General features: G+C 33.3%; 28 protein-coding genes. 9 read left to right on the top strand and 19 right to left on the bottom strand.

Annotated features, from left to right (window positions below):
* Positions 1 to 44: 44 nt before the first annotated feature.
* From lexA to BS621_RS06970, 6 genes are all read right to left on the bottom strand, one after another.
* Positions 45 to 659: a transcriptional repressor LexA gene (gene lexA, locus BS621_RS06995; protein WP_077142301.1), complete on the bottom strand. Its 615-nt coding sequence runs from the start codon at positions 657 to 659 to the stop codon at positions 45 to 47.
* A gap of 62 nt (positions 660 to 721) precedes the next feature.
* A complete protein-coding gene (argF, locus tag BS621_RS06990; protein WP_077142300.1) occupies positions 722 to 1,648 on the bottom strand; it encodes an ornithine carbamoyltransferase in 927 nt (308 codons plus the stop codon).
* 28 nt (positions 1,649 to 1,676) lie between these two features.
* Positions 1,677 to 3,539 carry an ATP-dependent zinc metalloprotease FtsH gene (gene ftsH, locus BS621_RS06985; RefSeq protein ID WP_077142299.1) on the bottom strand — a complete coding sequence of 621 codons (1,863 nt, stop codon included), beginning with the start codon at positions 3,537 to 3,539 and terminating at the stop codon, positions 1,677 to 1,679.
* Between the two features lie 116 nt (positions 3,540 to 3,655).
* On the bottom strand, positions 3,656 to 4,750 hold the full coding sequence (gene ribD, locus BS621_RS06980) for a bifunctional diaminohydroxyphosphoribosylaminopyrimidine deaminase/5-amino-6-(5-phosphoribosylamino)uracil reductase RibD (protein ID WP_077142298.1): 1,095 nt from the start codon (positions 4,748 to 4,750) through the stop codon (positions 3,656 to 3,658).
* Between the two features lie 15 nt (positions 4,751 to 4,765).
* Positions 4,766 to 5,266: a DUF3122 domain-containing protein gene (locus tag BS621_RS06975; protein ID WP_077142297.1), complete on the bottom strand. Its 501-nt coding sequence runs from the start codon at positions 5,264 to 5,266 to the stop codon at positions 4,766 to 4,768.
* Positions 5,241 to 5,492 (bottom strand): hypothetical protein, encoded by a 252-nt coding sequence (locus BS621_RS06970; RefSeq protein WP_077142685.1) that lies wholly within the window; start codon positions 5,490 to 5,492, stop codon positions 5,241 to 5,243. Before BS621_RS06970 ends, BS621_RS06975 begins: the two co-directional genes overlap by 26 nt.
* An 83-nt stretch (positions 5,493 to 5,575) precedes the next feature.
* Here BS621_RS06970 and cbiE point away from each other — a divergent pair, with 83 nt between their 5' ends.
* On the top strand, positions 5,576 to 6,856 hold the full coding sequence (gene cbiE, locus BS621_RS06965) for a precorrin-6y C5,15-methyltransferase (decarboxylating) subunit CbiE (protein WP_077142296.1): 1,281 nt from the start codon (positions 5,576 to 5,578) through the stop codon (positions 6,854 to 6,856).
* 7 nt (positions 6,857 to 6,863) lie between these two features.
* Here the strand turns inward: cbiE and BS621_RS06960 are convergent, their stop codons facing one another.
* Together BS621_RS06960 and pheS are read right to left on the bottom strand one after the other, a co-directional pair.
* Complete coding sequence (locus tag BS621_RS06960; RefSeq protein ID WP_077142295.1) at positions 6,864 to 7,772, bottom strand: NAD(+) kinase; 909 nt, start codon at positions 7,770 to 7,772, stop codon at positions 6,864 to 6,866.
* A 71-nt stretch (positions 7,773 to 7,843) separates the two neighbouring features.
* Complete coding sequence (gene pheS / locus BS621_RS06955) at positions 7,844 to 8,851, bottom strand: phenylalanine--tRNA ligase subunit alpha (protein WP_077142294.1); 1,008 nt, start codon at positions 8,849 to 8,851, stop codon at positions 7,844 to 7,846.
* Between the two features lie 68 nt (positions 8,852 to 8,919).
* Here pheS and surE point away from each other — a divergent pair, with 68 nt between their 5' ends.
* Entirely contained in the window at positions 8,920 to 9,729 is an 810-nt protein-coding gene (surE, locus tag BS621_RS06950) for a 5'/3'-nucleotidase SurE (RefSeq protein WP_077142293.1), read from the top strand.
* Here the strand turns inward: surE and BS621_RS06945 are convergent.
* Positions 9,709 to 10,242, bottom strand: coding sequence for a DUF3611 family protein (locus tag BS621_RS06945; RefSeq protein WP_077142292.1), 534 nt, complete (start codon positions 10,240 to 10,242; stop codon positions 9,709 to 9,711). The genes surE and BS621_RS06945 overlap by 21 nt on opposite strands.
* Before the next feature lie 68 nt (positions 10,243 to 10,310).
* On the opposite strand from BS621_RS06945, the gene BS621_RS06940 reads away from it, so the two are divergent.
* The 5 genes from BS621_RS06940 (at position 10,311) to BS621_RS09725 (ending at position 12,975) form a co-directional block, all read left to right on the top strand.
* Entirely contained in the window at positions 10,311 to 11,234 is a 924-nt protein-coding gene (locus BS621_RS06940) for a bifunctional riboflavin kinase/FAD synthetase (RefSeq protein WP_077142291.1), read from the top strand.
* Between the two features lie 7 nt (positions 11,235 to 11,241).
* The gene (locus BS621_RS06935; RefSeq protein WP_077142290.1) at positions 11,242 to 12,297 is read left to right on the top strand and encodes a thiamine phosphate synthase; all 1,056 of its coding nucleotides are present in this window, start codon (positions 11,242 to 11,244) and stop codon (positions 12,295 to 12,297) included.
* Entirely contained in the window at positions 12,287 to 12,496 is a 210-nt protein-coding gene (gene thiS, locus BS621_RS06930; protein WP_077142289.1) for a sulfur carrier protein ThiS, read from the top strand. Before BS621_RS06935 ends, thiS begins: the two co-directional genes overlap by 11 nt.
* A 112-nt stretch (positions 12,497 to 12,608) precedes the next feature.
* A complete protein-coding gene (locus tag BS621_RS09530; protein WP_011863393.1) occupies positions 12,609 to 12,776 on the top strand; it encodes a hypothetical protein in 168 nt (55 codons plus the stop codon).
* 67 nt (positions 12,777 to 12,843) lie between these two features.
* The gene (locus tag BS621_RS09725) at positions 12,844 to 12,975 is read left to right on the top strand and encodes a hypothetical protein (protein WP_257787464.1); all 132 of its coding nucleotides are present in this window, start codon (positions 12,844 to 12,846) and stop codon (positions 12,973 to 12,975) included.
* Positions 12,976 to 12,979: 4 nt separating this feature from the next.
* Here BS621_RS09725 and larB read toward each other — a convergent pair whose 3' ends face one another.
* Genes larB through era form a run of 4 tightly spaced genes read right to left on the bottom strand, consistent with a single transcriptional unit; the run spans position 12,980 to position 16,208 of the window.
* The gene (larB, locus tag BS621_RS06925) at positions 12,980 to 13,636 is read right to left on the bottom strand and encodes a nickel pincer cofactor biosynthesis protein LarB (RefSeq protein WP_077142288.1); all 657 of its coding nucleotides are present in this window, start codon (positions 13,634 to 13,636) and stop codon (positions 12,980 to 12,982) included.
* Positions 13,633 to 14,079, bottom strand: a complete 447-nt coding sequence (locus BS621_RS06920) for a TIGR03792 family protein (RefSeq protein ID WP_077142287.1) — start codon at positions 14,077 to 14,079, stop codon at positions 13,633 to 13,635. The genes larB and BS621_RS06920 overlap by 4 nt, the downstream gene beginning before the upstream one ends.
* On the bottom strand, positions 14,076 to 15,296 hold the full coding sequence (gene trmD, locus BS621_RS06915; protein ID WP_077142286.1) for a tRNA (guanosine(37)-N1)-methyltransferase TrmD: 1,221 nt from the start codon (positions 15,294 to 15,296) through the stop codon (positions 14,076 to 14,078). The genes BS621_RS06920 and trmD overlap by 4 nt, the downstream gene beginning before the upstream one ends.
* A complete protein-coding gene (gene era, locus BS621_RS06910) occupies positions 15,297 to 16,208 on the bottom strand; it encodes a GTPase Era (protein WP_077142684.1) in 912 nt (303 codons plus the stop codon).
* A 37-nt stretch (positions 16,209 to 16,245) separates the two neighbouring features.
* Between era and BS621_RS06905 the strand changes: the two genes are divergently transcribed.
* A complete protein-coding gene (locus tag BS621_RS06905; protein ID WP_077142285.1) occupies positions 16,246 to 16,773 on the top strand; it encodes a hypothetical protein in 528 nt (175 codons plus the stop codon).
* Between the two features lie 51 nt (positions 16,774 to 16,824).
* Here the strand turns inward: BS621_RS06905 and BS621_RS06900 are convergent, their stop codons facing one another.
* The 5 genes from BS621_RS06900 to BS621_RS06880 all read right to left on the bottom strand — a co-directional run bounded on the left by BS621_RS06900 (position 16,825) and on the right by BS621_RS06880 (position 22,672).
* On the bottom strand, positions 16,825 to 17,562 hold the full coding sequence (locus BS621_RS06900) for a Bax inhibitor-1/YccA family protein (protein WP_011818901.1): 738 nt from the start codon (positions 17,560 to 17,562) through the stop codon (positions 16,825 to 16,827).
* 74 nt (positions 17,563 to 17,636) lie between these two features.
* Complete coding sequence (locus BS621_RS06895; RefSeq protein ID WP_077142284.1) at positions 17,637 to 18,593, bottom strand: PhoH family protein; 957 nt, start codon at positions 18,591 to 18,593, stop codon at positions 17,637 to 17,639.
* 36 nt (positions 18,594 to 18,629) lie between these two features.
* Positions 18,630 to 18,995, bottom strand: a complete 366-nt coding sequence (rpsP, locus tag BS621_RS06890; RefSeq protein ID WP_077142283.1) for a 30S ribosomal protein S16 — start codon at positions 18,993 to 18,995, stop codon at positions 18,630 to 18,632.
* A 54-nt stretch (positions 18,996 to 19,049) separates the two neighbouring features.
* Positions 19,050 to 20,519 carry a signal recognition particle protein gene (gene ffh / locus BS621_RS06885; RefSeq protein ID WP_077142282.1) on the bottom strand — a complete coding sequence of 490 codons (1,470 nt, stop codon included), beginning with the start codon at positions 20,517 to 20,519 and terminating at the stop codon, positions 19,050 to 19,052.
* A 47-nt stretch (positions 20,520 to 20,566) separates the two neighbouring features.
* Positions 20,567 to 22,672 (bottom strand): IMS domain-containing protein, encoded by a 2,106-nt coding sequence (locus BS621_RS06880; RefSeq protein WP_025944857.1) that lies wholly within the window; start codon positions 22,670 to 22,672, stop codon positions 20,567 to 20,569.
* Positions 22,673 to 22,785: 113 nt separating this feature from the next.
* On the opposite strand from BS621_RS06880, the gene pdhA reads away from it, so the two are divergent.
* Positions 22,786 to 23,859, top strand: coding sequence for a pyruvate dehydrogenase (acetyl-transferring) E1 component subunit alpha (gene pdhA, locus BS621_RS06875; RefSeq protein WP_025913752.1), 1,074 nt, complete (start codon positions 22,786 to 22,788; stop codon positions 23,857 to 23,859).
* Position 23,860: 1 nt separating this feature from the next.
* On the opposite strand, the gene BS621_RS06870 is transcribed toward pdhA, so the two are convergent.
* Entirely contained in the window at positions 23,861 to 24,802 is a 942-nt protein-coding gene (locus BS621_RS06870; protein ID WP_025972418.1) for an RpoD/SigA family RNA polymerase sigma factor, read from the bottom strand.
* Positions 24,803 to 24,821: the final 19 nt, after the last annotated feature.

Here is a 24,821-nt window from a genome sequence, read left to right as displayed (position 1 = left end):
TAAGTTAGGTACTAGTCTAATTTCAAAATTGCAAGTAAAATTTTTTAAATTTTTCTCCAAACTGCAAGTAGCTTTCCTTGAAAAACAACTTCCTCTAGATTTAATTCAATTGGCTCATAAGCTGGATTTGCTGCCTCTAAAAAGATTTTATTATCTTTTTTTACGAAATATTTTAATGTAGTTCCAAGTCCTGGAACCATTGCACTTACAATAGTTCCATTTTTTAAAGAATATGAATCCTTTATTGGTTCCATCAAAACCATATCTCCATTTGCAATACACGCATCAATCATTGAGTCTCCATTTACTGTAAGAGCGAAAACATCTTTCTTTTTTAAAACATCCGAGATATCTAAATTCTCATTTACATCACTATAAGTCTCTATTAATCCTCCAGCAGCTACAGATCCCATAACAGGAATTCCATCAGTTAGTTCATCTACTATTTGAAGAGTCCTTGCTTTTCCTTCCTGCCATGAAATATAGCCTTTTTCTTGCAAATGTTTTAAACGACTTTGAATGGGAGCAGGAGATTTCAAACCCATTGCCTGCATCATTTGCCTTATTGATGGGCTATGTTGAAAATCTTTTAAATAATTTTTTATCCATCCATAAAGCTCGTTTTGAGCTTCTGTAAGATCCACAGGTAAATTTTCCACTAATTATTTAACGACTAATACATTTGTACCTCTAAAAAACCCAATATGCAAGAATTTATTTTTTATGAAAGAAGGCAAGCTAATAACCCTTGTTGTACATGTAGTCTATTTTCAGCTTGTTGAAAAATTCTACTATTTTTACTTTCCATCGCAGCTTCAGTTATCTCTTTATTTCTATAAGCAGGAAGGCAATGAAGAATAATTGCATCTTTATTTGCCCTAGTTACTAAATCACTATCTATCCTAAATTCATTAAAGTCTTTATCTTTCTTTTCTTTTTGATTTTCTTCACCCATAGATGACCAAACATCTGTGTATAAAACATTTGCTCCCTTTACTGCGGTAATAGGATCATTAGTGATTTTCAACAAATTCTTATTTTTATATATTTCATATGCTTTATTGATCACCAAAGAGTTAGGTTCATAACCTTTAGGACATGCAATCCTAACTTCTACTCCTAATAACGCCCCACATAAAATAAGAGAATTTGCGACGTTATTACCGTCTCCAATGAATGTCAAAACTACATCTTTAAAATCAAGAAATTCCTCATTAATTGTTAAAAAATCAGCTAAAGCCTGACATGGATGTTCTAAATCAGTAAGAGCATTAATAACTGGCTTTGTAGACCACTTAGCGTATTCTTCCAAATCTAGATGATCAAATGTTCTAATTGCAATAACATCACAATATCTACTTAAAACTCTTGCAGTATCTTTAATTGGCTCGCCTCTTCCTATTTGCGATGTTGTTGGATTGAGGTCAATAGTGGTTCCCCCAAGTCTAGTCATCGCGACTTGAAAACTAACTCTTGTGCGTGTTGATGACTTATCAAAAATTAATCCTAAAACTTTATTGTCAAGATCAATATTTAATTTTTTATTTTTAAAATTATTTGCTAGATCTAAAATATGTAAAACCTCTTCAGTAGATAAATCCAAGCTTGATAGGAAATTATTATTAGCAAGCTTATTTGGTTTTAGCATGAATAATTCTTGTTAGATGAATATTCTACTATGCAGGCATTTTACTTTCTGCTAAAAGAGTTTTGAGATCCTCTCCTTCAATAACTTCTTCTTGCAAGATTTTTTGAGAAATTGATTCAAGTAGAGGTAAATTGTTTCTCAAGATATTTAATGCTGTCTCATGAGCATCATCCACAAGGTCCCTAACTTCCTTATCTATTGCTTGAGCAGTGGCATCACTTACAGATCTTCTAGGATTATTTCCATTTCCTAAAAACTGGCCTCCACCTTGTTTATCATAAGCGAGGGGACCAAGTATATCACTCATCCCAAATGTTCCAACCATTTGTTCAGCAATATCAGTTGCTCTTTGTAAATCATTTGATGCGCCCGTTGTGATCTTTCCAAAAACAACCTCTTCTGCAGATCTTCCTCCTAGAAGTGTGGCAATTTGTCCTTTTAATTCCTCTTTAGAATTTAAGAATCTTTCTTCAGTGGGTAATTGAAGGGTATAACCAAGAGCGCTCATACCTCTGGGTACAATAGAAATCTTTGCAACCTTTGAACCTCCAGGCATGAGGTGACCAACTATTGCGTGACCGACCTCATGATATGCAACAACTTTCTTTTCATCATCTTGCAAAACACGACTCTTCTTTTCCAAACCAGCCACAACTCTCTCTATAGCTTCACTTAAGTCTTGTTGTTCTACACTTTTTCTTTTTGCTCTAGCTGCAAGTAAAGCTGCCTCATTTACCATGTTAGCCAAATCAGCTCCAGCAAATCCACTAGTAGCTTGGGCTATAGAATCTAAATCTATTGAATCAGCAAGTTTTACTTTTTTTGTATAGATCTCTAATATTGTTTTTCTACCTGATAAATCTGGTCTATCAACTAAAACTTGTCGGTCAAATCTTCCTGGTCTTAGAAGCGCAGCGTCAAGAACTTCTGGTTGGTTCGTAGCAGCAAGGACAATAACTGGCTTATCAGTAGATGCAAATCCATCCATTTCGGTGAGAAGCTGATTTAAGGTCTGTTCTCTCTCATCATTACCACCAACTACTCCCATCGATCCTGAACGGCTTTTACCAATAGCATCTAATTCGTCAATAAAAATAATACAAGGAGCTTTCTTCTTGGCTTGTTCAAATAAATCCCTGACTCTTGCCGCACCTGCACCAACAAAAAGTTCAACAAATTCAGAACCTGAAATAATAAAGAAAGGAACTTCTGCTTCACCTGCAACTGCCTTTGAAAGAAGAGTTTTTCCTGTACCTGGAGGGCCTACGAGAAGCACACCTTTTGGGATTCTCGCCCCAATATCTGTATATCTTTCTGGCCTTTTTAAAAAATCAACAATTTCCGTTAGTTCATCTTTAGCCTCATCAACTCCTGCAACATCAGCAAATGTTACTTTTGATTCATCATCGGGGACATAAACTTTAGCTTTACTTTTAGTAAAACTTAGCGCTCCTTGTGCACCTCCGCCTCCCATACTTCTCCTGGCAAAGAATTGTAAAACTAAGATAAAAATTAAGGGAGGAACAACCCAGCTTAAGATGGTTGAGAAGAAATTTGGTTTCTTTGGTGGAGCCGCAGCGAATTCGACCCCTTTACTTTCTAATCTTTGAGGTAGATCCATATCAAAAATTGGGGTTGTTGCCAAAACTGAAGGTGCTCCTTCTTCAGCTCCATTTAACTCATATCTAATTTGTTCTTGGGTTATATATGCTCTCTTAACTTCCCCATCATTAACCTGATCTATAAATAATGAGTAAGGTACCCTAGGGATTTGCATATTTTGATTAGGGAAAAGACTACTAAAAAGAAGTAATGCTCCAACTCCTATCAAAATAATATTTATAATTCCAAATCTTTTATTAGGTTGATTATCGTCTTGTCTTATTGGCATAGTTGTTAACAATTTGAACTCATTATAAACTAAACAATGAGTTTCCGTACCTGTAATATTTTTTTTGGGTAAGAACCGTACGATACTTTAACCCATATAAAATGGTATTAAAAAATTTAATTTTTGAATGAACTTTTAACGCATATATCATTCCCAATCAAGCTAAACTGAGGATTACTTAATTTAAAAATTTCGTTCATTTCTTTAAATTCAAAATCACCCAAGGGATTCATACTATTTTTACCTCCTAAAATTTTTGGAGCAATAAAGGTAATTATTTCCTGAATACAATTAGATTGAATAGCGGAAGTAGCCAATCCGGGTCCACATTCCCAAAGAACTTTATTACAACCTCTTTTAGCAAGTATTTTTGAAATCGACTCTGGATTATCTGATGATACCTTTTCAACTTCCACACACTTCGGAATCCTTGAGAGATATCTTTCATTTGCTGTAGAAGAATCATAAATAACTAAGGTTTTTGCCTTATTGCAATTCCAAAGATTAGATTTTGAAGGCAGATCTAAACTTTTTGTGAAAACAACTCGCAGTGGCTCTGGATTTTTTAAACCTCTAGTAGTCAAAAATGGATTGTCTATTCTTAATGTATTTCCCCCAATGATTATTGCATCAAATTCTGCTCGAAAAGAGTGCACTAGCGACCTTGATTCTTCATTAGTAATCCATTTACTTTTTCCATTTTTTAAAGCTATTCTTCCATCAATACTCATTGCCCATTTGAAAACACCAAATGCCTTTTTAGTAATATGCCTATGAATGAAAGCCTTATTTAAATCTAAGGATTCCCTTTTACATAATCCTAAGTGAACTTGTATTCCAGCTTCTTTTAGCAGCTTAATACCTTTACCAGCGACTCTTACATCAGGGTCTTCAATAGATATATAAGCCTTTTTTATCCCAGAGGATATCACCTTATCTACACATGGAGGTGTTCTACCCTGGTGACAGCACGGTTCAAGATTTACATAAATTGACCCACCTCTAGCATCTTTTTTTAGATTATTAAAAGCCATCGCTTCAGCATGGGGCATGCCAGCCTTGTAATGAAATCCTTCTGCAATGAGCTTTCCATTCTTATCTATTATCACTGCTCCCACCCTAGGGTTAGGACTCGTTGTATTTTTGCCCAGAGAAGCCAAAAAGATCGCTCTTTTCATCCATTTTGCATGGCTTTTTAATTTTTCAGACATCTCCTCTATTAATAATCAACTGAGTGTCCTCCATTCTTTAACCAGAAAAGGAGGTACAGGTAACTCTGAAAAAACACCTGATAAAGATAATCTCAATGGTCTATTTTTATCGATGTTTTGAATAAGTTCATTAAGATCAAATTCTGCAGCAGCTTGTCTTCCATCATTTGCTAATTCCACATTAAGTAATGTTTTATCATCTAAAAGCCACTGTTTCCTTCCTGATTCCACCCTTAAGTCAGTGGGATGATCAATCCTAAGGTTTCCTGGATAACCTATTACCCTCAAGATCAACCTATTTTCAAATAGAGGTGATTTATAAGCTACTAATTGCCAAGTTTCAAAGTCCAAATCCCTTAAAAACTCACTGCTGGCATTCATTAATTCCCCATTTATTTCTGTTTCAGCAACTTCTGCGGATACTTTTAAAGGGTTAAAAATAAAAGATAGTAGTAAAAGTAAAGGTAATATTTTTTTTAAAAAAATATTTTTATTTGATTTTGTAATTTTCTTCATTTTCAGAATCCATCAGGGCGTCAAGAGTAACAGCTGTTCTTACAATAGATTGATATCTTTTAATTATTTTACGATTTTTTTCTATAACTCGAGATAAATTCAAAGTGTCTTTTTCTGAATAGCTAGATGTTAAATCGTTAGAGTTTTCTTCAATAAACTCAAATTTACTATCTTTATTTATTAGAGTTAACAATAAATCATGTAATCTCTTTCTTCTTTCAGACAATTGATTTATTATAAAAGCTCGAACAATCATAAGATAATTTAATAAAACATTCAAATAGATAAGTTTCTTTTAATTAAATATTTATGACTGAAAAAAAAAGAAAAATTCATGTAGTAGGAATTAATTCTTATAAATTTGAGGATCTATCTTTCAAATTACAAAATCTATTTCAAGAGACAGTTTCTATTGCAGTTCCAAATTCATATTTTGAAGAAATAAAATCATGGAGCAAAAATGGTTTAGAAAAAAAGAAATTATTCTTTTCGAGCAACAGTAATAAGGAACTTGTTAAATGGCTTAGATCACAAAAAACTGATGTTATTTTAATTTCGAGAGGTGATCCACTTTGGTTTGGCATTGGGAGAATACTACTAGAAAATTTTTCAAAAGATGAATTAAGTTTCTACCCTTCAAATACTTGCATTCAATTGGCATTTAGTAAGTTAAAGATTCCATGGCAAAATACTGTTAATGTGAGTATGCACGGCAGAGATTCTAATAGGTTAGTAGAGGCTCTTAAATCAAGGCCTTCAAGCTTGGCTATTATTACAGATTCAAATAACAATAGTTTAGAAATAATCAAAAAAAACTTATCAGAATTAAATCTTATTGACTTCTATGATTTTTGGCTCTTTGAAGAGATTGGCTTCGAGAATGAAAAGATAAGAAAATTAAATCTTAAAGAGTCATTACCATCTGATATATCAAGTTTGAACTTTGTCGTTCTTACAAAAACAAAGGAAAATTACACAAATTATAATATCCCTCTTTTCGGTATAAGTGACAATGTTTTTAAAACTTTTGATGATAGACCAAATTTATTTACTAAAAGGGAGGTTCGCGTTCAAATCTTAGCTGATCTAGAACTCCCTAAAAATGGTGTCATCTGGGATATAGGAGCAGGTTGTGGATCAATAGGTTTAGAAGCACTAAAATTAAGGCCTAATTTAGATTTATTTTGTATCGATAAAAGAATTGGATCAAAAGCATTAATACTAGAAAACTCAAAAAGGCTTGGCGTTAAACCAAAATTTATTTTAGAGGAAGACATAAATAATTCCTTGAACACAAGAAATTTAAGTTCTTTTGGAAAACCTAATAGATTAGTAATTGGAGGATGTGATAAGAACACTAAACTTCAAATTATTAATACTCTGGCTGAGAGTATGAGTATTGGAGATATTATCGTTATCCCAATAATTGACATTCAAACTATTAAAGAATTGAAAGAGGAATTAGAAGATAAAAATTTCGAAACAATTTTAAATTTAATTCAGACCTATAAAAGCTTAAGTATCGCTGAAGGAATGAGATTAGAACCAAATAATCCTGTTTTTATATTAAAAGGAAAAAAAGAATCTTGAATAATTTTTATTTATCTGGTTTAGCCACATGGGGTAACCCCCAACCTAGTTTATTTCTTAAAACTTGGAAAAATTCATGATCTTCAAGTCTAATAAACTTTACTGAGTGTTTACTTTTTCTTATTAAAACCCTATCTTCAGGCCAAACATAACAACCAGCATTCCCATCAACAACCATTACCAACCTTTCAGGAGTTGCGGGGAAAACAGTTACTGGCTCTGAATCATTAAAAACCAATGCCCTAGATGCCAATGAATGTGGAGCAATTGGAGTTAATTGCACAACTGGGCAATCTGGTGTAATAACTGGCCCACCAGCACTCAACGAATATGCAGTAGAACCAGTTGGCGTAGATAGAATTACTCCATCAGCTGATATATCCACAGGAGCATGTCGCCCAATAGAAATCTCGAAATGACACATACTTGTCAGAGGTTCTCTATGAAGAGCCATCTCATTAAGACAGAGAGACTCCCATCTCCTCTGATCATTCCTCATTACACTAACAATAAAGCATGTTCTCTCTTCAATATCCCAATTTCCAGCAATGATTTTATCTATTGCTTCATCAAGATTTGATAAATAAGCTTCCGCAAGAAAACCTAAATGACCAGTATTTATTGTAAGGATTGGAATTTTAGCAGGTGCTGTTTGCCTTGCTGCAGAAAGCACGGTTCCATCTCCGCCAAGAACAATTGCAAATTCTATTGACGAGTCAAACCCCTCGGGAACACAATTCGTATATCCCAAAGGACGTACATGTTGATCAGGATTCGCGAAGCCAACCATTCCGCCAGAGCTACTGACCCTTACAACTTCATAATTAGATTTTGCCAACTTTTTCTCAACAGAACTTGCAGTTTGAACCGCAAGTTCTTTTCCATCATTAACTATTAGCCCTGCTTTACGTACCAATCAAAAAACTAAAAACTATGACTATATTAAACTAATTTGCTAGACAATCCTAATTTAAAATTTCAATTTTACTAGAACTGTTCTAAGAATCTAAGATCATTTGTATAAAATTTTCTGATGTCGTCAATCTGATGTCTTACCATACAAAATCTTTCAACTCCTAATCCCGCAGCGAATCCTGTCCATTTCTCAGAATCTATTCCTAATTTTTCTAGGACCTTCGGATCTACCATTCCGCATCCCATTACTTCTAACCATTTACCTTTCCATTGAACATCTACTTCTGCCGAAGGTTCAGTAAATGGGAAATAACTAGCTCTAAATCTTACAGGAATATCTCCAAAAAAGGTCTTTAAAAAAGTAAGAACTGTTCCTCTTAAATGACTAAAATTAATATCTTGATCGATACATAAAACCTCGACCTGATTAAATACAGGGGAATGGGTAGCATCTACAGCATCTCTCCTATACACTCTCCCTGGGGCAATAATTCTTACTGGAGGAGGATTTTTTTCTAGGTATCTTATCTGTACAGGAGAAGTATGAGTCCTTAAAAGACGATTTTCATCTAAGTAGAAAGTATCCTGCATATCTCTTGCGGGATGATTTTTAGGAATATTGAGAGACTCAAAATTATAAAAATCAGTTTCTATTTCAGGCCCACTTTCAACTGTATATCCTAAACCACAAAAAATATCAATTATTTCATCTTGAGTTGAAATTAAAGGATGTTTATTTCCAGGGGGGGTTCCAATTGAAGGGATAGTTACATCAATTTTTTCTGTTTTAATCTTTTTATCTAAGGCCTCACTATTTAGTTGATTTTTTCTTTCAGTTATTAATTCTTGCAAATTTATCTTTATTAAATTTGCCTTCTGGCCAACAACTGGTCTATCAGTAGCAGATAATTGACCCATTATTTTCAAGACAATTGACAACTCACCTTTTTTACCTAACAAGGAAACTCTCAATTGATCCAGTTCTTCATGAGTACTAGCTTTATCTATATTATTTTTTGCTGTTAGAGAAAGATTATTTAATTTTTCCTCAATTTGACTTAATGATTCAATCTGACTCACTGATATAGTAAAAATAAGTATTGCTTCATCTTACTTAAATATCGTCCATAAATAAAATTTATTGATTAATGAAACCGTTAAATATTTTAATTAGCAATGATGATGGTGTTTTTGCAGCGGGGATAAGAGCATTAGCAAAATCAGCTCGAATAAGAGGGCATAAGGTAAAAGTAGTATGTCCTGACCAAGAAAGGTCCGCTACTGGTCATGGTCTTACTTTACAATCTCCATTAAGAGTGGAAAGAGCGGACGAATTATTCGAGGAAGGAATTGAAGCTTGGGGATGTTCGGGCACGCCTGCTGATTGCGTCAAATTAGCACTATCTGAACTCTTGGATAATAAACCTGATCTTGTTTTATCTGGAATAAATCACGGTCCAAATTTAGGAACAGATATTTTTTGTTCGGGCACAGTTGCTGCAGCCATGGAGGGAACTTTAGAAAATGTTCCTTCTATGGCAATAAGTGTAGCTAGTTTTAAATGGAAGAATTTTGAATTTGCTGGAGAAATTGCAATGAATATTGCCGAACAAGCCATTAAGGATAACTGGCCAGCTTCACTTTTATTAAACTTGAATATACCCCCTTGCGAGGAAAGCAAAATAAGAGAATTATCCTGGACAAGATTATCAGTAAGAAAATATAAAAATCAATTTTCAAAAAGAGAAGACCCAAGGGGTGATGATTATTATTGGTTAGCAGGTGAAGTAGTTTTAGATCTTAAATCAAAAGGTTATGGTCCTAAGAATTGGCCTAGTGATGTATCTCAAATACAAGATAATAAAATATCGCTTACACCTGTAGAACCAGATTTATTTTGGAGGGGTAATTTAGATGACTTACCTAAAATTAATAATTCATTTGTAAATCCTTCTTAAAAGCCATAAAGAAAAGCATAGTCCAAAAAAATGAGCAGCAATAACTTGTGTGTTGCTGAGAACAGATAATATTTCAAGTCCAGTAATTGGAATATCAGATGTCGCTGTTATTAATTGTCCAGTCGTCTGTGAGGATGCTTGTATAAATAGTGCCCCCATAAGAGCTTGATATCCAATTAATCCAAACAAAATTCCTAATAAATCAACTATTAGTCCTCTTTTTATTAATCTACTGGTTTGCCCTCTTGAGGGTCTTGCATTGCTTGCGATTGCTCTTCCTGTTCTAACTATTAACCAACCTTGCCAAAGACTAAAAAGTAGTAAGATCAAGGATATTGTTGTAAGTGATAAACCAGGCGCCAAGCCAAGCTGTCCTTCGCTATTATTTACAACATTTGAAAAAAGCAAAACAGCTGCAACAACAACACCTAAAATGGATTGAACCCAAAAGCGAATCCATCCAATGCGCCGCATTCCAAATGAAAGGGACTGAAAATCAATTTTGTCAGACATTCATTTGATTGAATAAACTATGATCTATTCAAATTTGCCATCAAAAACATAAAATTGCACGTAATCTTTTGATCTCTTTAATATCGCCATCTGAAGTTAAGAATCCTACTTCAATAGCTATTGGGAGTTTTGATGGGCTTCATGCCGGCCACAGAAAATTAATAAAAAGTGTTGTTGAAGACAATCTATATACCCCTACAATTGCAAGCTTCTGGCCTCATCCAAGAGAAGTTCTATACAAAGAGACACGCCTTAGACTTGATTTACCTGAAGAAAAACTACCTATTCTTGAAGACCTCGGGATTGAACAATTAGTTCTGATTCCTTTTAACAAGGAATTATCTAAATTAAGTGCAGAAAGATTTGTAAGAGATATTTTGATAAATCAATTACAAGCAAAAAACATTTCTGTAGGTGCTAATTTTAAATTTGGTTTTAAAAGAAGTGGAGATATAAATACTATAAAAAATATAATTAAAGATACGGATATAAAACTAAAAATTACTCCAATTTTAGAAGACAAAGAAGGTAGAATAAGCAGCAGCAGAATAAGAGATTTATTAGATAAAAGTGATCTGAAAAATGCTTTCAAAATTCTTAATAGACCTTATAGTTTTAATGGAAAGGTTGTAAAAGGTAAAGGTATTGGAAAAAGTATAGGGTGGCCCACCGCAAATCTTGAAATAGATGGCAGAAAATTTTTACCTGGAGAAGGAGTCTACGCAGCTTGGACAACTATAGAAAATTCCAACCAAAAAATTGAATCTGTTATGAATCTTGGCTCTCAACCAACAATAAATCCCTTATTACCATCTGCAGTTGAAGTTCATTTAATAAATAAAGATATAAGTCTATATGGTTTAAATCTATCTGTAGAGCCAGTTGAAAAGCTTAGATCTCAAATCAAGTTCAATAATATCAAGCAACTTTCTAGTCAAATTAAAAATGATAGAGAGAATGCCCTAAGAATTTTTAAAAACTACAAAAAATAAAATACAAATGCTGAATTCCAATACAACAAACACAGAAGATTTAAGAATTTATCAAATTATTGACGCTAATCTAGATAGAGCTAGAGAAGGACTAAGAGTACTAGAGGATTGGGCTAGATTTGGTCTAGGCAAAGAAAAATATGTTGAAAAGATTAAAAATTTTAGACAAATTTTAGGAAAAAATCACTTAGAAGTTTATAAACAATCTAGAAATCACATTGAGGACAAATGTAAAGGATTAACACATCAAGAGCAAATCAACAGGAAAACTTCTGAGCAAATTATAAGTTCTAATTCAGCCCGAGTTCAAGAAGCATTAAGAGTCATAGAAGAATTCTCAAGGTTAAAGAATAATGAGCTTTCAAAAATCGCCTCGGAAATTAGATATGAAATTTATACTATTGAAATTGACTTATTGAGTTATAGCAAGTGTAAGAAGTCGGAGGAAATAATAAAAGAAAATGACCTATATGTAATCACAGATCCAAAGGACAATTTATTAGAAATAATAGAAGAGATTTTAATTGCGGGAGTTAGAATTATTCAACATAGATTTAAAACGGGAACTGATCAAGATCATCTTCAAGAAGCAATTCAGATAAAAAATCTATGTAAAAGATATGATTCTTTGTTTATCGTTAACGATAGAATTGATATAGCTCTAGCATCTAACGCGGATGGAATTCATCTTGGACAAGACGATTTAGACTTAAAAACCGCAAGAAAACTATTAGGTTATTCAAAAATTATTGGTATAAGTGCAAATAATGCAATTGATATTACAAATGCTCTTAAGGAGGGTTGTGATTACATAGGAATAGGACCAGTATTTGAAACTACAACAAAAAAGAACAAAAAACCTTTAGGTATTGAAAATATCAAAACATTAACAAAGGATTTAAATATTCCTTGGTTTGCTATCGGAGGAATTAAGTCAAATAATATTCCTTACTTAAAAAGAAATGGGTTTAAAAAAGTTGCTCTAGTCTCTCAATTAATGAATTCTGAAGATCCTAAAGAAGACGCTATTATGATTCTAAAAGAGCTATCTCATGAAAATTAAGGTAAATGGGGAAGAAAAAAAAATAGAACTTGATCATGAAAATGCTCTACTATCTACGGCTCTTAACCATATGGGATATAAACCAAACACAATTGTAGTGGAGTTAAATAATTTAATTATAAATTCAATGAAATGGGAAAAAGTGAAACTTAAAGATGGTGATAATTTAGAAATCGTTTCAATAGTTGGCGGTGGTTAAAAGATAAATTCTTTATATATTAAAAATCTTCATATTTTTTTAAGTTTAGGCTTGAAACAATAACCAAATTTCTCCTGTTTTCGTTTTATATTTTTAATACTTAAATATTACAATGAAAGAAAAAATTGATAGTAACTCAAGGTCCCTTAAATGGGAGCAAAATGGTGAGTTAGCCCATAAAGATCTCTCTGAGCTAATTGAAAGATTAAAAAATGTAGAAAGTGAACATACCTCATCTGAGCTGTCCAGATTAGGTACAAAATCAAATATAAAAGATTAAATTTGTTACTTAGATCTTGTTTTTATAAAAATTTGTACCAAATTAAAATTACTGAATATAAAAATAAATGCAAAAAAGATTTCCAGAGTGGGTAAATACAGAAGTCGTGATAAAAGCAATCAAAATGAGAGAAGAAGGAATGCTATCAAGACAACTTAATTTATGGATAGAAAACCTATTAGAAATAGAAAAAAAGTAATTATTTAGGAAATACTTTTAATAATTCTTAGAGCCGCCATTGCTGCTCCGTAACCATTATCTATATTCATAACTGCAATACCAGGAGAACAACTTGACAACATACTATTTAATGCAGTTTCTCCATCCTTGCTAACGCCGTATCCGACTGATACCGGTACTGCAATTATGGGTTGTGCCAACAATCCACCGACAACCGTTGCCAAAGCACCTTCCATTCCAGCACAAACTATTAATACATCATATTTATTAATTTCTTCTAACTGACTCATCAATCGATGAAGTCCAGCTACTCCAACATCTATAAAAGATTGACAATTCACTCCATAAATTTCAAGTGCTAATTGAGCTTCAAGTGTTACGGCTAAATCGCTTGAGCCGCCAGAAACTATAGCAACTTTTTTATTCGTGTTTATTTTATTCAGATTTTTACCAATTGTTAGGCAATTTGCTTCTTCATAGAATCGTGCATCATCATACAAATCTAAAAGATAATTAGCCTTTTCACTATTAATCCTAGTAATGAAAACAACCTCATTTTTACTTAATACATTTTCAGATAATCTCTCTAATTGGTCTATACTCTTATCTTGCCCCCAAATAGCCTCAATAAGTCCAAGCCTATCTCTTCTTTGAAAATCAAACTTGATATCAAAATTCATGTTTGCTTATCTAATTCTCCCTCATAAATCAATTCAAAAGGATTTTCGCCTATATTTAGAGCAGCTTTAACATTAGCTTCAAATTTTTGTTGAACTACATTTACTTCTGACATTGGTATGCTTTTCCATAATTTCTTACTTTTCCAATTTACCAATATTAATGCTTCTTCTTTTTCTTTATCCCAAAATAATTGTCTTCCCAAAAAACCATCTTGAGAAGATAACCATGGCTCCCATATTTCTTTTTCAGCATTTAACCAAGCTGCTTTTACATCGGCAGGTACTTTAAGTCTTAATTCCTCTATGACCATTTCACTTTGAAAATTATCCATTGTAAGAGCTTTTAAATTGGTAATATCAGATTGAAAAATTAAAACTACCAAGCAAATTAATAATAGACAAAATCTTTGAAATTTTTTTTTCAAATTTAAATTAAATCTCATTTTTTCTCAAGTAGAACTACTGAATGGCAACTTATGCCCTCTTCTCTCCCTTCTGGACCTAATTTTTCATTCGTGGTTGCTTTAATCCCAATTAAATTTTCATCAATATTTAAGATTTCAGAAATATTTTTTTTCATTAGTTTTATATGTGGCATAATTTTTGGCCTTTCAGCAACAAGAACACTATCAATATTATTTATTTCCCAACCATCTTGTCTTATCAATTCAATTACTTTTGATAACAAAAACAAGCTATCAGCATTTTTCCATTTTTCATCAGATGGAGGGAAATACTTTCCTATGTCACCCAACGAAAGTGCTCCCAATAATGCATCCATTATTGAGTGACTTAAAACATCAGCATCACTATGACCATCCAAACCTAAATTTTCAGGATGATGCAATTTTACACCTCCAATAATTAAATCTCTATCCTCTACTAGTCTGTGAATATCGTATCCATTACCTATTCTAAATTTCATGAATTGATTATTTTCTTTCATTATTCTCTTACTTTGTGGGGATTTTTTGTAGTTTTCATTTGAAATTAAGTCACTTCTTCTCTCCAATGTTCTTTCAAAACTTTTTCTTCTTCTCCACGATTTAATCTCTTCATGATTACCGCTTACAAGAATATCTGGCACTTTCATATCTTTAAAAATTAACGGCCTCGTGAATTGAGGATATTCTAATAAAGAAGAATTATGACTCTCATCGACTAAGGAGTCTGGATCACCAAGAGTTCCTGGTAATAATCTAGTCAAACCGTTAATTATTGATATAGCGGGTATTTCACCTCCAGAAAGTACATAATCGCCTATCGATATCTCTTCATCAGCTAAACATCTAATCCTTTCATCAAAACCTTCATATTGACCACAAATAATTATTATTTGATCCAAAGTGGACCATCTCGCAAGATCCTTTTGCTTTAAGACTTTACCCTGTGGGGTCATCAGAAGAGTTTTTCTTTTAGGTAATTTACTAATGGATTCATATGCCTTATAAATAGGTTCAGGTTTTAATACCATACCTGCCCCTCCTCCATAAGGCTTATCGTCTACTTGCCTGTAAGAACCTTCTCCGTATTCTCTTAAATCATGTAAATTTACATTGATCAAATTCTTATCTAGAGCTCTTGTTATAACTCCTAAATTATTTATTAATTCAAAAGCTTTGGGAAACAATGTAATTACATCAAAATTAAAATAACTCATCTAGAAATCTTCCTCATAACCAAATTCAATTAACCTTAATTCTTTTTTTCTCCAATTTGGAACAACTTTCACAAACAACTCTAGGTGAACTGGACCATCAATTAATTTTGACATATTTGATCTTGCTGACTGACCAATAATTTTTAACATTGAACCTTTCTTTCCAATAAGAATACCTTTTTGAGTTGATCTTTCAACGATAATAGTTGCCAAAATAGCTGTAAAAACTTTGCCATTTTTTCTTTTCATTTCCTCTCTCTTCTCTATCTTCACTGCGACACTATGAGGTACCTCTTCTCTTGTATTTATTAATACCTGCTCTCTTACTAAATCAGATAATAAGTTATCTAATGGTTGATCGCAAATCGTCTCTTCGCCATAAAGTTTTGGTCCCTCTGGAAGAAAATTAAGTGCCATATCGACTAGTTCAGAACATCCCTCTCCTTTAGAAGCACTTACAATTTGAAAGTTTCTATTAATTCCAAAAAATCTTCTATATTGGTCTAATCGTAAATTCCTAAATTCTTTATTAACCAAATCCCACTTATTTAATGCCACAATAAACTCAGTTTTATTTGCGATTAGAAAGTTCAAAATATATTCATCACCTCTACCAGGTTCTGCACTTGAATCAATTACAAAAATTACTATATCAACTCCATTAATTGCAGATTTTGCGTTTTTTACTAATATCTCTCCAAGTCTGTGATGAGGTTTATGAACACCTGGCGTATCAACAAAAATTATTTGGCCATTGTCTGTAGTAAGTATTCCTTTTAATTTATTTCTGGTAGTTTGCGCTATTGGAGAAGTAATTGTTATTTTTTCTCCAATCAATTTATTTATTAAAGTAGATTTACCAACATTTGGCCTTCCTAGTAAAGTTACAAACCCAGATCTATAATTAGCCAAAGACTTTAATGCATCAATAATAAAATTCTGATCAAAAATGGAAAAAAAAACAATAAATTTAAAAGAAGCTTCGTTCACGCAAGCAATAAACATATCCGCACAATGGTGCAAAGAGTGGGGTGAAGATTTACTCAGCGAAGAGGTTTTAGCAGATAGAATCGCAGAGCTAACTAAAACAAGAAATGGGCTCAGAGGATTTTTTGCATACGCTTTATCAGATAACGATTGTCTTTTGTTAGATAAACTTCCTTATTCACTCATTTACAAACTGAACGAAGGTGGTGATGCTGTAACAGAAATAGTAGTAAAAAATTTAATAATGAGTTCCGCTCAAATTATTATTCATCGAAGAGATAATAATCATGAATATGAGATAACATCAGAAAACATTTCAGATAGATGTAAGGCTATTTTAAGACTGCTAGAAACTAAGTCAGTTACAAAGTCTGTCAATCAAGTCCTTAGAGAATTAGATGATATGGGTAATAGTTTTGATGATTCAGTAAAGTATGACTCAGAGCAAAAGGAATTCATAAAAAAACAAATTCTTGATATCGCCCAATAAAAAAGCGTAGGAACAAATCTACGCTTTAGATTATTTATTTACGTTATGTGTTTAGTCTCTTCTTCCACCGCCTTGTAGTGCAATCATTAATCTCAATATAAAAACAAAAAGATTTATATAAGTTAGATACATTCCTAAAGCTCCTGCAAGGTATTGATCATCATTGTATCTTCTTGGCATTGTATAGAAATCAACGAAAGACATTGCAACAAATAAGACAGTTCCAAATCCTGCAATTATCAATTCGAGTCCTGAACCCCCAAAAACTCCTGGAGCAAAGAATCCTCCAATTAATTGGACGAACATTGCTATAAGCAGTCCTATTAATCCTAGACCAACTACTCCACTTAGTGCTTGACCAACACTATCACTCATTCTTTGGCCAGTGTAAGAGGCAATAACGAAAGTTATACCCGTAGCTAAGGCAGCTGTTCCAACCGAACCAATACCAATTGTTCCTATTGCTAAAGCAACTATTCCACTTAATGTGAATCCAGTTAACAAACTAAATCCCGTCAGCAATGGCAAGGCCTTCGCGTTATTTGCATTATTTGCAGCACTTGTGGCTATAAAAAACAAAATCAATTCTGCAATTAATGCAACTATTGAAAGAGGTTGGAAAAGTCCAGGATTTGTTGCTATTAGTGAGACACCTGCTAAAACTCCTAAAGAAGTTAAAACCATACCTCCACCTACATAAGGTAGAGCTTTTTGAACAACATTTGGTCCAACAATTGAACTAGTTTGTGCTTCACGAATAGCCTGATTGAAATTACTACTTGCTGGCATTTTCTTTAATTAAATATGAACCTATTCTACTTGTTTTTTAAAATTTCAGGGTACGGATCTCCAGAGTTATAAATTTATTGATAAGCCTCAATAATTTTCTGAACTAAAGGATGACGAACTACATCTTCAATATTTAAATAACAAAATTTTATGCCTTCAGTTTCAGTGAAAATTCTCGATGCTTCAATGAGGCCGCTTTCCTGATCTTTTTTTAAATCAATTTGTGTAATATCTCCGTTTACAACCATTTTTGATCTCTCTCCTAATCTGGTCAAAAACATTCTCATTTGAGAGCAAGTAGTATTTTGAGCTTCATCTAGGATAACTATGGAGTTATCTAAGGTTCTGCCTCTCATAAATGCCAAAGGAGCAACTTCAATAATTCCCTTATCAATTAACGAATTTGTTCTATCAAACCCGAAAATACTATGTAAAGAATCAAATAAGGGTCTTAAATATGGATCTACTTTTTGTTGCAAATCACCAGGTAGAAATCCCAAACTTTCACCAGCTTCTACAGCTGGTCTGGTTAAAACAATTTTTTCAATTTTTTTCTCGTTCAATAGCCTTGCCGCGCAAACAGTTGCTAAAAATGTCTTGCCAGTTCCAGCTGGCCCAATTGCGAACGTAAGGTCAAAGTTTTCAATTGATTCAACATATTCTTTTTGCCTTATAGTTCTTGGTCTTAAAAATCTTCCTTCTTTTGAACGTGCAAGAATTTTTTTTCCAAGTTCAGCATGTGAAGACGATTCGCCCATATTTAAAGAACTTAAAGCCGCTTTAAGATCTACCTCTGGGACTTCTAACCCTTGTTCCCAAATTGGTCTTGTTAGTTCTACTAATGCTGAGGCTCTCTCAATTTTAGATATTACACCGTTCATCTCAAGTTGTAAGCCTCTTATAGTTAAAGAAACTCCTGTCAGAGACTCAAATTTTTTTAAGAAAGAATTACCAGGTCCAGATAATGCTGTAGCGGCATCAGAGCTTGGCAAATCAATTTTGAAGTGACCAATTTTGGAAACTTCCTTCATCTAGTTATTGAATAAGAATAAAAATTGATCAAATCACTAGCTTTCAGCTTCATTACTTTCGCTTTCTGCTTTAGTACTATCATTTTCTTCGTCTTTAGTTTTAGCCTTAGCTAATTTTTCCTTCTCTAACTTTGCTTTACCAATTGCGATAGATGGTCTCTCTGTTTTTTCTAATAACCCTCCCTTTTCTAATAAAGTTCTCACAACATTAGTTGGCTGAGCACCCTGAATAAGTCTTGTTCTTAAAGCTTCTGTGTCAAGCCTGGTTTCCTTAGTTCTTGGATTATAAAAACCTAGTTCTTGTAGAGGTCTACCATCTCTTCTGGAAGTACTATTGCATGCAACAATTCTGAAACTTGCCTCTTTTTTCTTCCCAAAGCGCTTAAGGCGCAATTTAATCATCGTAAATTAATGCATTTTTATTAATAATATCATTTAAAGGTAAAAATATTGAAACTATAAATCGGCAAAACCTTTTTTCTTTTTATTATTTTTTTGTTTTTTCATCGACTTATTACCACTCATCCCTCCCATTCCTGGCATTCCTGGCATTCCTCCCATTCCTGGCATTCCTCCCATTCCTGGCATTCCTCCCATTCCTGGCATTCCTCCCATTCCTGGCATTCCTCCGTTAGACATTTGTTTCATAAAACCTCTCATTCTTTGAAAATCAGCTAAAACTTTATCTACATCTTTTGCTTCATAACCACTACCCTGAGCGATCCTTTGTCTTCTTGAGGGTTGAGCGGCAAGAACTTCGGGTTTTTGTTTCTCCTCAAGAGTCATTGACGAGATCATAGATTCTATTTTCTTAAGTTGATCTTCTCCATCTTTTATCATCCCATCATCTATCTTATTCATTCCCGGAATCAATTTGATCAATCCACCAAGTGAACCCATTCTTTTAATTAATCTCATTTGCTTTACAAAATCATTAAAATCGAAAGTCGCTTCTTGAAGTTTCTTTTGCATCGCTTCTGCATCAGCAAGTTCAACTTCTTTTTGCGCTTTTTCAACAAGTGTCAATACATCACCCATGCCTAAAATTCTGCTAGCCATTCTCTCTGGATGAAATGGTTGCAGTGCCTCTATTTTTTCGCCTACACCTATAAATTTGATTGGTTTACCACTTATTTTTCTTATTGATAAAGCTGCTCCGCCTCTTGAATCACCATCCAACTTAGTTAATATCGCCCCTGTGATTCCTACTTTTTCATGAAATGACTTTGTTAAGTCTGCAGCTTCTTGCCCAATCATTGAATCAACAACAAGCAAAACCTCATCAGGATTAGAGACTTCTTTTATTCGAACCATCTCGCTCATCATGGAATCATCAATTTGCAGTCTTCCTGCAGTATCAATAATTATCGAATTAAAATCATTTTCACTAGCAAAATTCAATGCTTCCTTTGCTATTTCTTCTGGTTTGCTATTTTTTTCTTTAGCTGAAAAAACTTCCAATTCATATTGACTTCCCAATGTTTTAAGTTGCTCTACAGCTGCTGGTCGATAAATATCTGCAGCAACCAATAGAACTTTTTTATCTTTTTCCTTTAAGTAAAGTCCTAATTTTCCTGTTGCAGTTGTTTTACCCGCTCCCTGAAGTCCAGCCATCAAAATGACTGTAGGACTATTTTCATTTTCGTTTAATGGAGAATTTTCATTCCCCATGATGTTAATCAATTCCTTATTAACAACTTCTATAAATTTTTGACCTGGATTTACACCCCTAACTACTTCTTCTCCAATAGCTTTATCTTTAACATCTGTTATAAACTCTTTTACTACAGATAAACTAACATCTGCATCAAGGAGTGCTCTTTTTACCTCCTTCAAGGCATCGTTAATATTATTTTCACTAATTTTTGCTTCGCCTCTTAAACCCTTTACTGCGTCTTCAAAGCGTGAAGAGAGTTCATCAAACATTATTAAAAAGTAGTTTTAACTATTATAGATGATCTTAAAGTTTGTAATTACAAGCCGCTCACGAAATCGACCAATTTCCATGATTTATTTGAAAAACCCAAAATATATTTAACTTTAAGGGGATTTAATGATGTTTCATTAACAAATTCTCCAGAATTCTTTACTATTCTCTCTATATAATTTAACTCTACTAAAACAACTATTCGAGATGCAGTTTGCGATTCCAAATCAATCTTACGTATTTGGGAATTTATTTCCTTATAAATTCCTTTCTTGATATCGTTCTGTCTTTCTTCGATTGTTCGATCAATTAGACCTTTACTAACAATGTTTGAAAGATTTATTTCACTCTTTCCTGCTAAATAATTACTTTTACTTAGAAGCCATCCATTAATTAAATTCCTTATATCTTCCAAAGAAGGTGAAGCTGTATTAAGTTCTTTGAATTCATAGGAAATAATTGCAGTAGATTTCTCAGAAATAGAATTTAATTTACTTGAAGGATTTTTTTTTATTTCTTGAATAATATCTATGTCATTAAGCTTTTGATTTTTATCTATGGCAATTAAAGGTTTTTCAGCAATAGATTCGTCCTGAATTGATTTTTTTAAATTATTTCTTAAAAATCCAATGCCAATACCAAATGCAAATAAGATCAAAAACGCGTAGATATAAATTAAATAGGGCGTACGATTAATAATCTCTTTATCCTTTAAGAATTCCCCAAAACTAAACTTTAATTCAGCAATTTTTTCAATTAAATAATTATAAAACTCTATTGGTTTTTTCTTAAAGTATTCCTCATTGAAATCGTATTCTTTGATCTCAACCTTTTCATAATCTCGTTTTATACCACCAGGCCAAGGTAATTTCCTTTCATCAATATTGTCCAATAAATTATCAAAGTCTTCAGTCGTTTTTGTGGAGGATTCCTTCTCAATCTGTTGGCTCTGAAGATTTGACCTAATTGCAATTTTATTTGATTTCTTTTCTAATTTTTCAATAAATTCTTGAATTTCCCTATCTTCAAACCAAGAATCTAAATCAACCTCTTTTGATTCAATGTCTCTATACCCAACTAAAACATCATTCTCTAACCAATTTTTACAAAAAATACATATCGCTTCTAACTTATTTCCAGGATAACTATTAAGCCAATCTCGTAAATTTTCATCAGAACTACTCGAAAATCTTGCTGAGGCTTGTTCAATATCAGCTAAAAGCAAATCTAAACAACCAACTAGAGGCATTGAATCAAGACCGGATAAATTTAGTTTTTTTAAAATTCTCCTCGCTTCAAATAATTTTTCTGGCTTTCTTCTAGAGAAACCAATAGCTGTTAAGGATAGAAAAGCTAAAAATCCTGCTTCTAATGATCCTCTTTTTTGTAATTCAAGAAACAAATCAATCTGTTCTTGCACTGTCAAAAATGGCTTAATTTGTTGAAAAAAAGCTTCAAACTCTTGCTGATTTAAATAATCTTTATATTCAGATTTATTATTACCTTCTAAACCACCTCTTTTGATTATTAAATTTTCCAACATACTTAAGCCTTTTTTATGAGACTCTTGATCATTCAGATCCCTACTAAGTAGATCTAGGATTCTGTAAGGAAGTAAAGCAACCAAGTCTTCTTCAAGTTCTTTTCTTATGTCTCCAAGCTTTCCCATTCTTTGTAGAAGTTGTATTCCTTCATGTAAAAAGTCGGCCGCGTTTGAATAGGATCTAAGCTGTTGTTCTTGAATTGCAGAATCTCTAGCTGTTAAAGCAGCCAACAATGTTAAATCAGCTTCTCTACTACTTCCTAAAGCTGGAGTTTGTGGGGGCTGCAATGCTTTTCTCGTGATTTTAAACGCTTCTTTTGGTAAACCCGATTCCCAAAGAAGTATTAATCCTGCTACTTCTCTATTTGAGGAAAAATCCAATCCAGAATTCCCATTTAACAACAAATTTTCATACTCTCTTCTGCTTTCTGGATCTGTAAGTAGATCAGCAGTAAGGCGGAGCAACTCGGATCTTTGGGTTAATACTTCATAAGTAAAACCTTCATCAGGTGTTTTATCTAACCGCAATTGAAACGCCCTTAATATTTCCTCAGAAGTTGCAGAGGGGCTTACGCCAATTAAACGAAAATGGTCTAAAGGAAGTTCCAAACAAATATCCTATTGAAAATTCTTAGACAAATTTTATCAAGTTAAAAATTTTTTTCACAAGGTCTTACAGAGTTATTAAAAAAAATCATGAAAATCGCCCTTCACGGCTTAGAATGTTAACAAATCAAAACTTCGTTAAGGTATTTTTCTTGGAAACACACGTAGAGAGAATCTCAAATCTTCAAGACATAAAAAAAGCCGAATTAAATCGAGAAACCGGATTATTTCTTTATGAAGACATGACACTTGGTCGTAGGTTTGAAGATAAGTGTGCAGAAATGTATTACAGGGGCAAAATGTTTGGTTTCGTTCATTTATATAACGGTCAAGAGGCTATAAGTACGGGAGTAATTGGTGCCATGAAAAAGAAACATGATTGGTTTTGTAGTACCTATCGCGATCATGTTCATGCATTAAGTGCCGGTGTTCCCTCATTTGAAGTAATGAGTGAACTTTTTGGGAAAGCTACTGGTTGTAGCAAAGGCCGAGGTGGATCCATGCACTTATTCTCAAAAGAGCATCACTTACTCGGAGGATATGCATTTATTGGAGAGGGAATTCCAGTTGCCTTAGGGGCAGCCTTTTCAAGTAGATATAAAAAGGAAGTGGCTGGTGATAAAACTAGTGATGCGGTAACTGCAGCATTCTTTGGTGATGGGACTTGCAATAATGGGCAGTTTTTTGAATGTTTAAATATGGCCCAGTTATGGAAATTACCTATAATTTTTGTTGTTGAAAATAATAAATGGGCTATCGGTATGGCTCATGATAGAGCTACTAGCAATCCTGAAATCTGGAGAAAAGCGTCTGCTTTTGGTATGCAAGGCGAGGAAGTTGATGGGATGGATGTATTAGCAGTAAGAGGAGCCGCACAAAGAGCAATAGATCGAGCCAGAGCAGGAGAAGGGCCCACACTTTTAGAATGTCTGACTTATAGATACAGGGGGCATTCTCTTGCAGATCCAGATGAACTAAGGTCTGAAAAAGAGAAGGAGTTTTGGGGTAAAAGAGATCCTATTAAGAAATTAGCTCAAGAGTTGATTGATGGTAAATTCGCAACGAAAGAAGAATTAAAAATAATTGAAAAGAAAATCGATACCGAGATATCTGAGTCAGTCAAAAATGCTATTGAAGCTCCCGAACCCCCTTCAGAAGAATTAACCAAATATATTTGGGCAGAAGATTAGATTAAATACCGCTAGGTAATTTTCTAGTTAAATTCCTTAATTTTCTTAATGCCTTAAGTTCAACTTGTCTTACTCTTTCTCTAGAAACTTCTAATAATCTTCCAATTTCTGCAAGAGTATGTCTCTCATTTGAATCAAGTCCAAATCTTAGCTTGAGAACATGTTGTTCTTGCTCGCTTAAATGACTTAACCACTTACCGAGTTGCTCTTGATGCATTTTCTGTTCAACTTGATCTAAAGGCTCTTCATTATTACTATCTGCAATTAAATCACCTAAAAAGCTCCTGCCATCATCACCATTTACTGGAGCATCCAAACTACTTGTCGATAAAGCTTGTCTTAAAACAGAATCCAATTCTTCAACATCAATTTCCATTGCCTCTGCAATTTCAATTCTGCTTGGCATAGCACCTAGCTTATGAGCTAAATCTCTACTAACTTTTCTAATAGAAGCTAACCTTTCACTTAAGTGAACAGGTAAACGGATGGTTCTTGATTGACAGGCAATCGCTCTTGTCATACTTTGCCTAATCCACCAAAAGGCATAAGTAGAAAACTTATATCCTCTTGTCGGATCAAATTTTTCAACAGCCCTCTCCAACCCAAGAGAACCTTCTTGTACTAAATCGAGTAATTCTAGTCCTTTACCTTGATATTTTTTTGCCACACTGACAACTAATCTTAAGTTAGCTTTCATCATTCTTTCTTTAGCTCTTCGACCAATTTTTATAGTTCTTTTTTGCTGAGTTGTAAAATCATTAATCTTTTCGTTTAATTGTCCATCTTCTGTAAGAATCATCATCTTCTGGACTTGATTACCCAATTCAATCTCTTCGGCAGGTGTTAATAAGGGAACTCTACCAATATTCTGCAAATACCAACTTATTGGATCATTACTCCTCCTTTTTGGTTGTTCTGATTGAGTTGGTAATGATGAGACCATTTTTTGACCTAATTAGGTA

The organism is Prochlorococcus sp. RS04, assembly GCF_001989455.1.
Classification (GTDB): Bacteria; Cyanobacteriota; Cyanobacteriia; order PCC-6307; family Cyanobiaceae; genus Prochlorococcus_A.
Note: the sequence above shows the minus strand (reverse complement) of the source record. Positions and strands in the feature narration are given on the sequence as shown.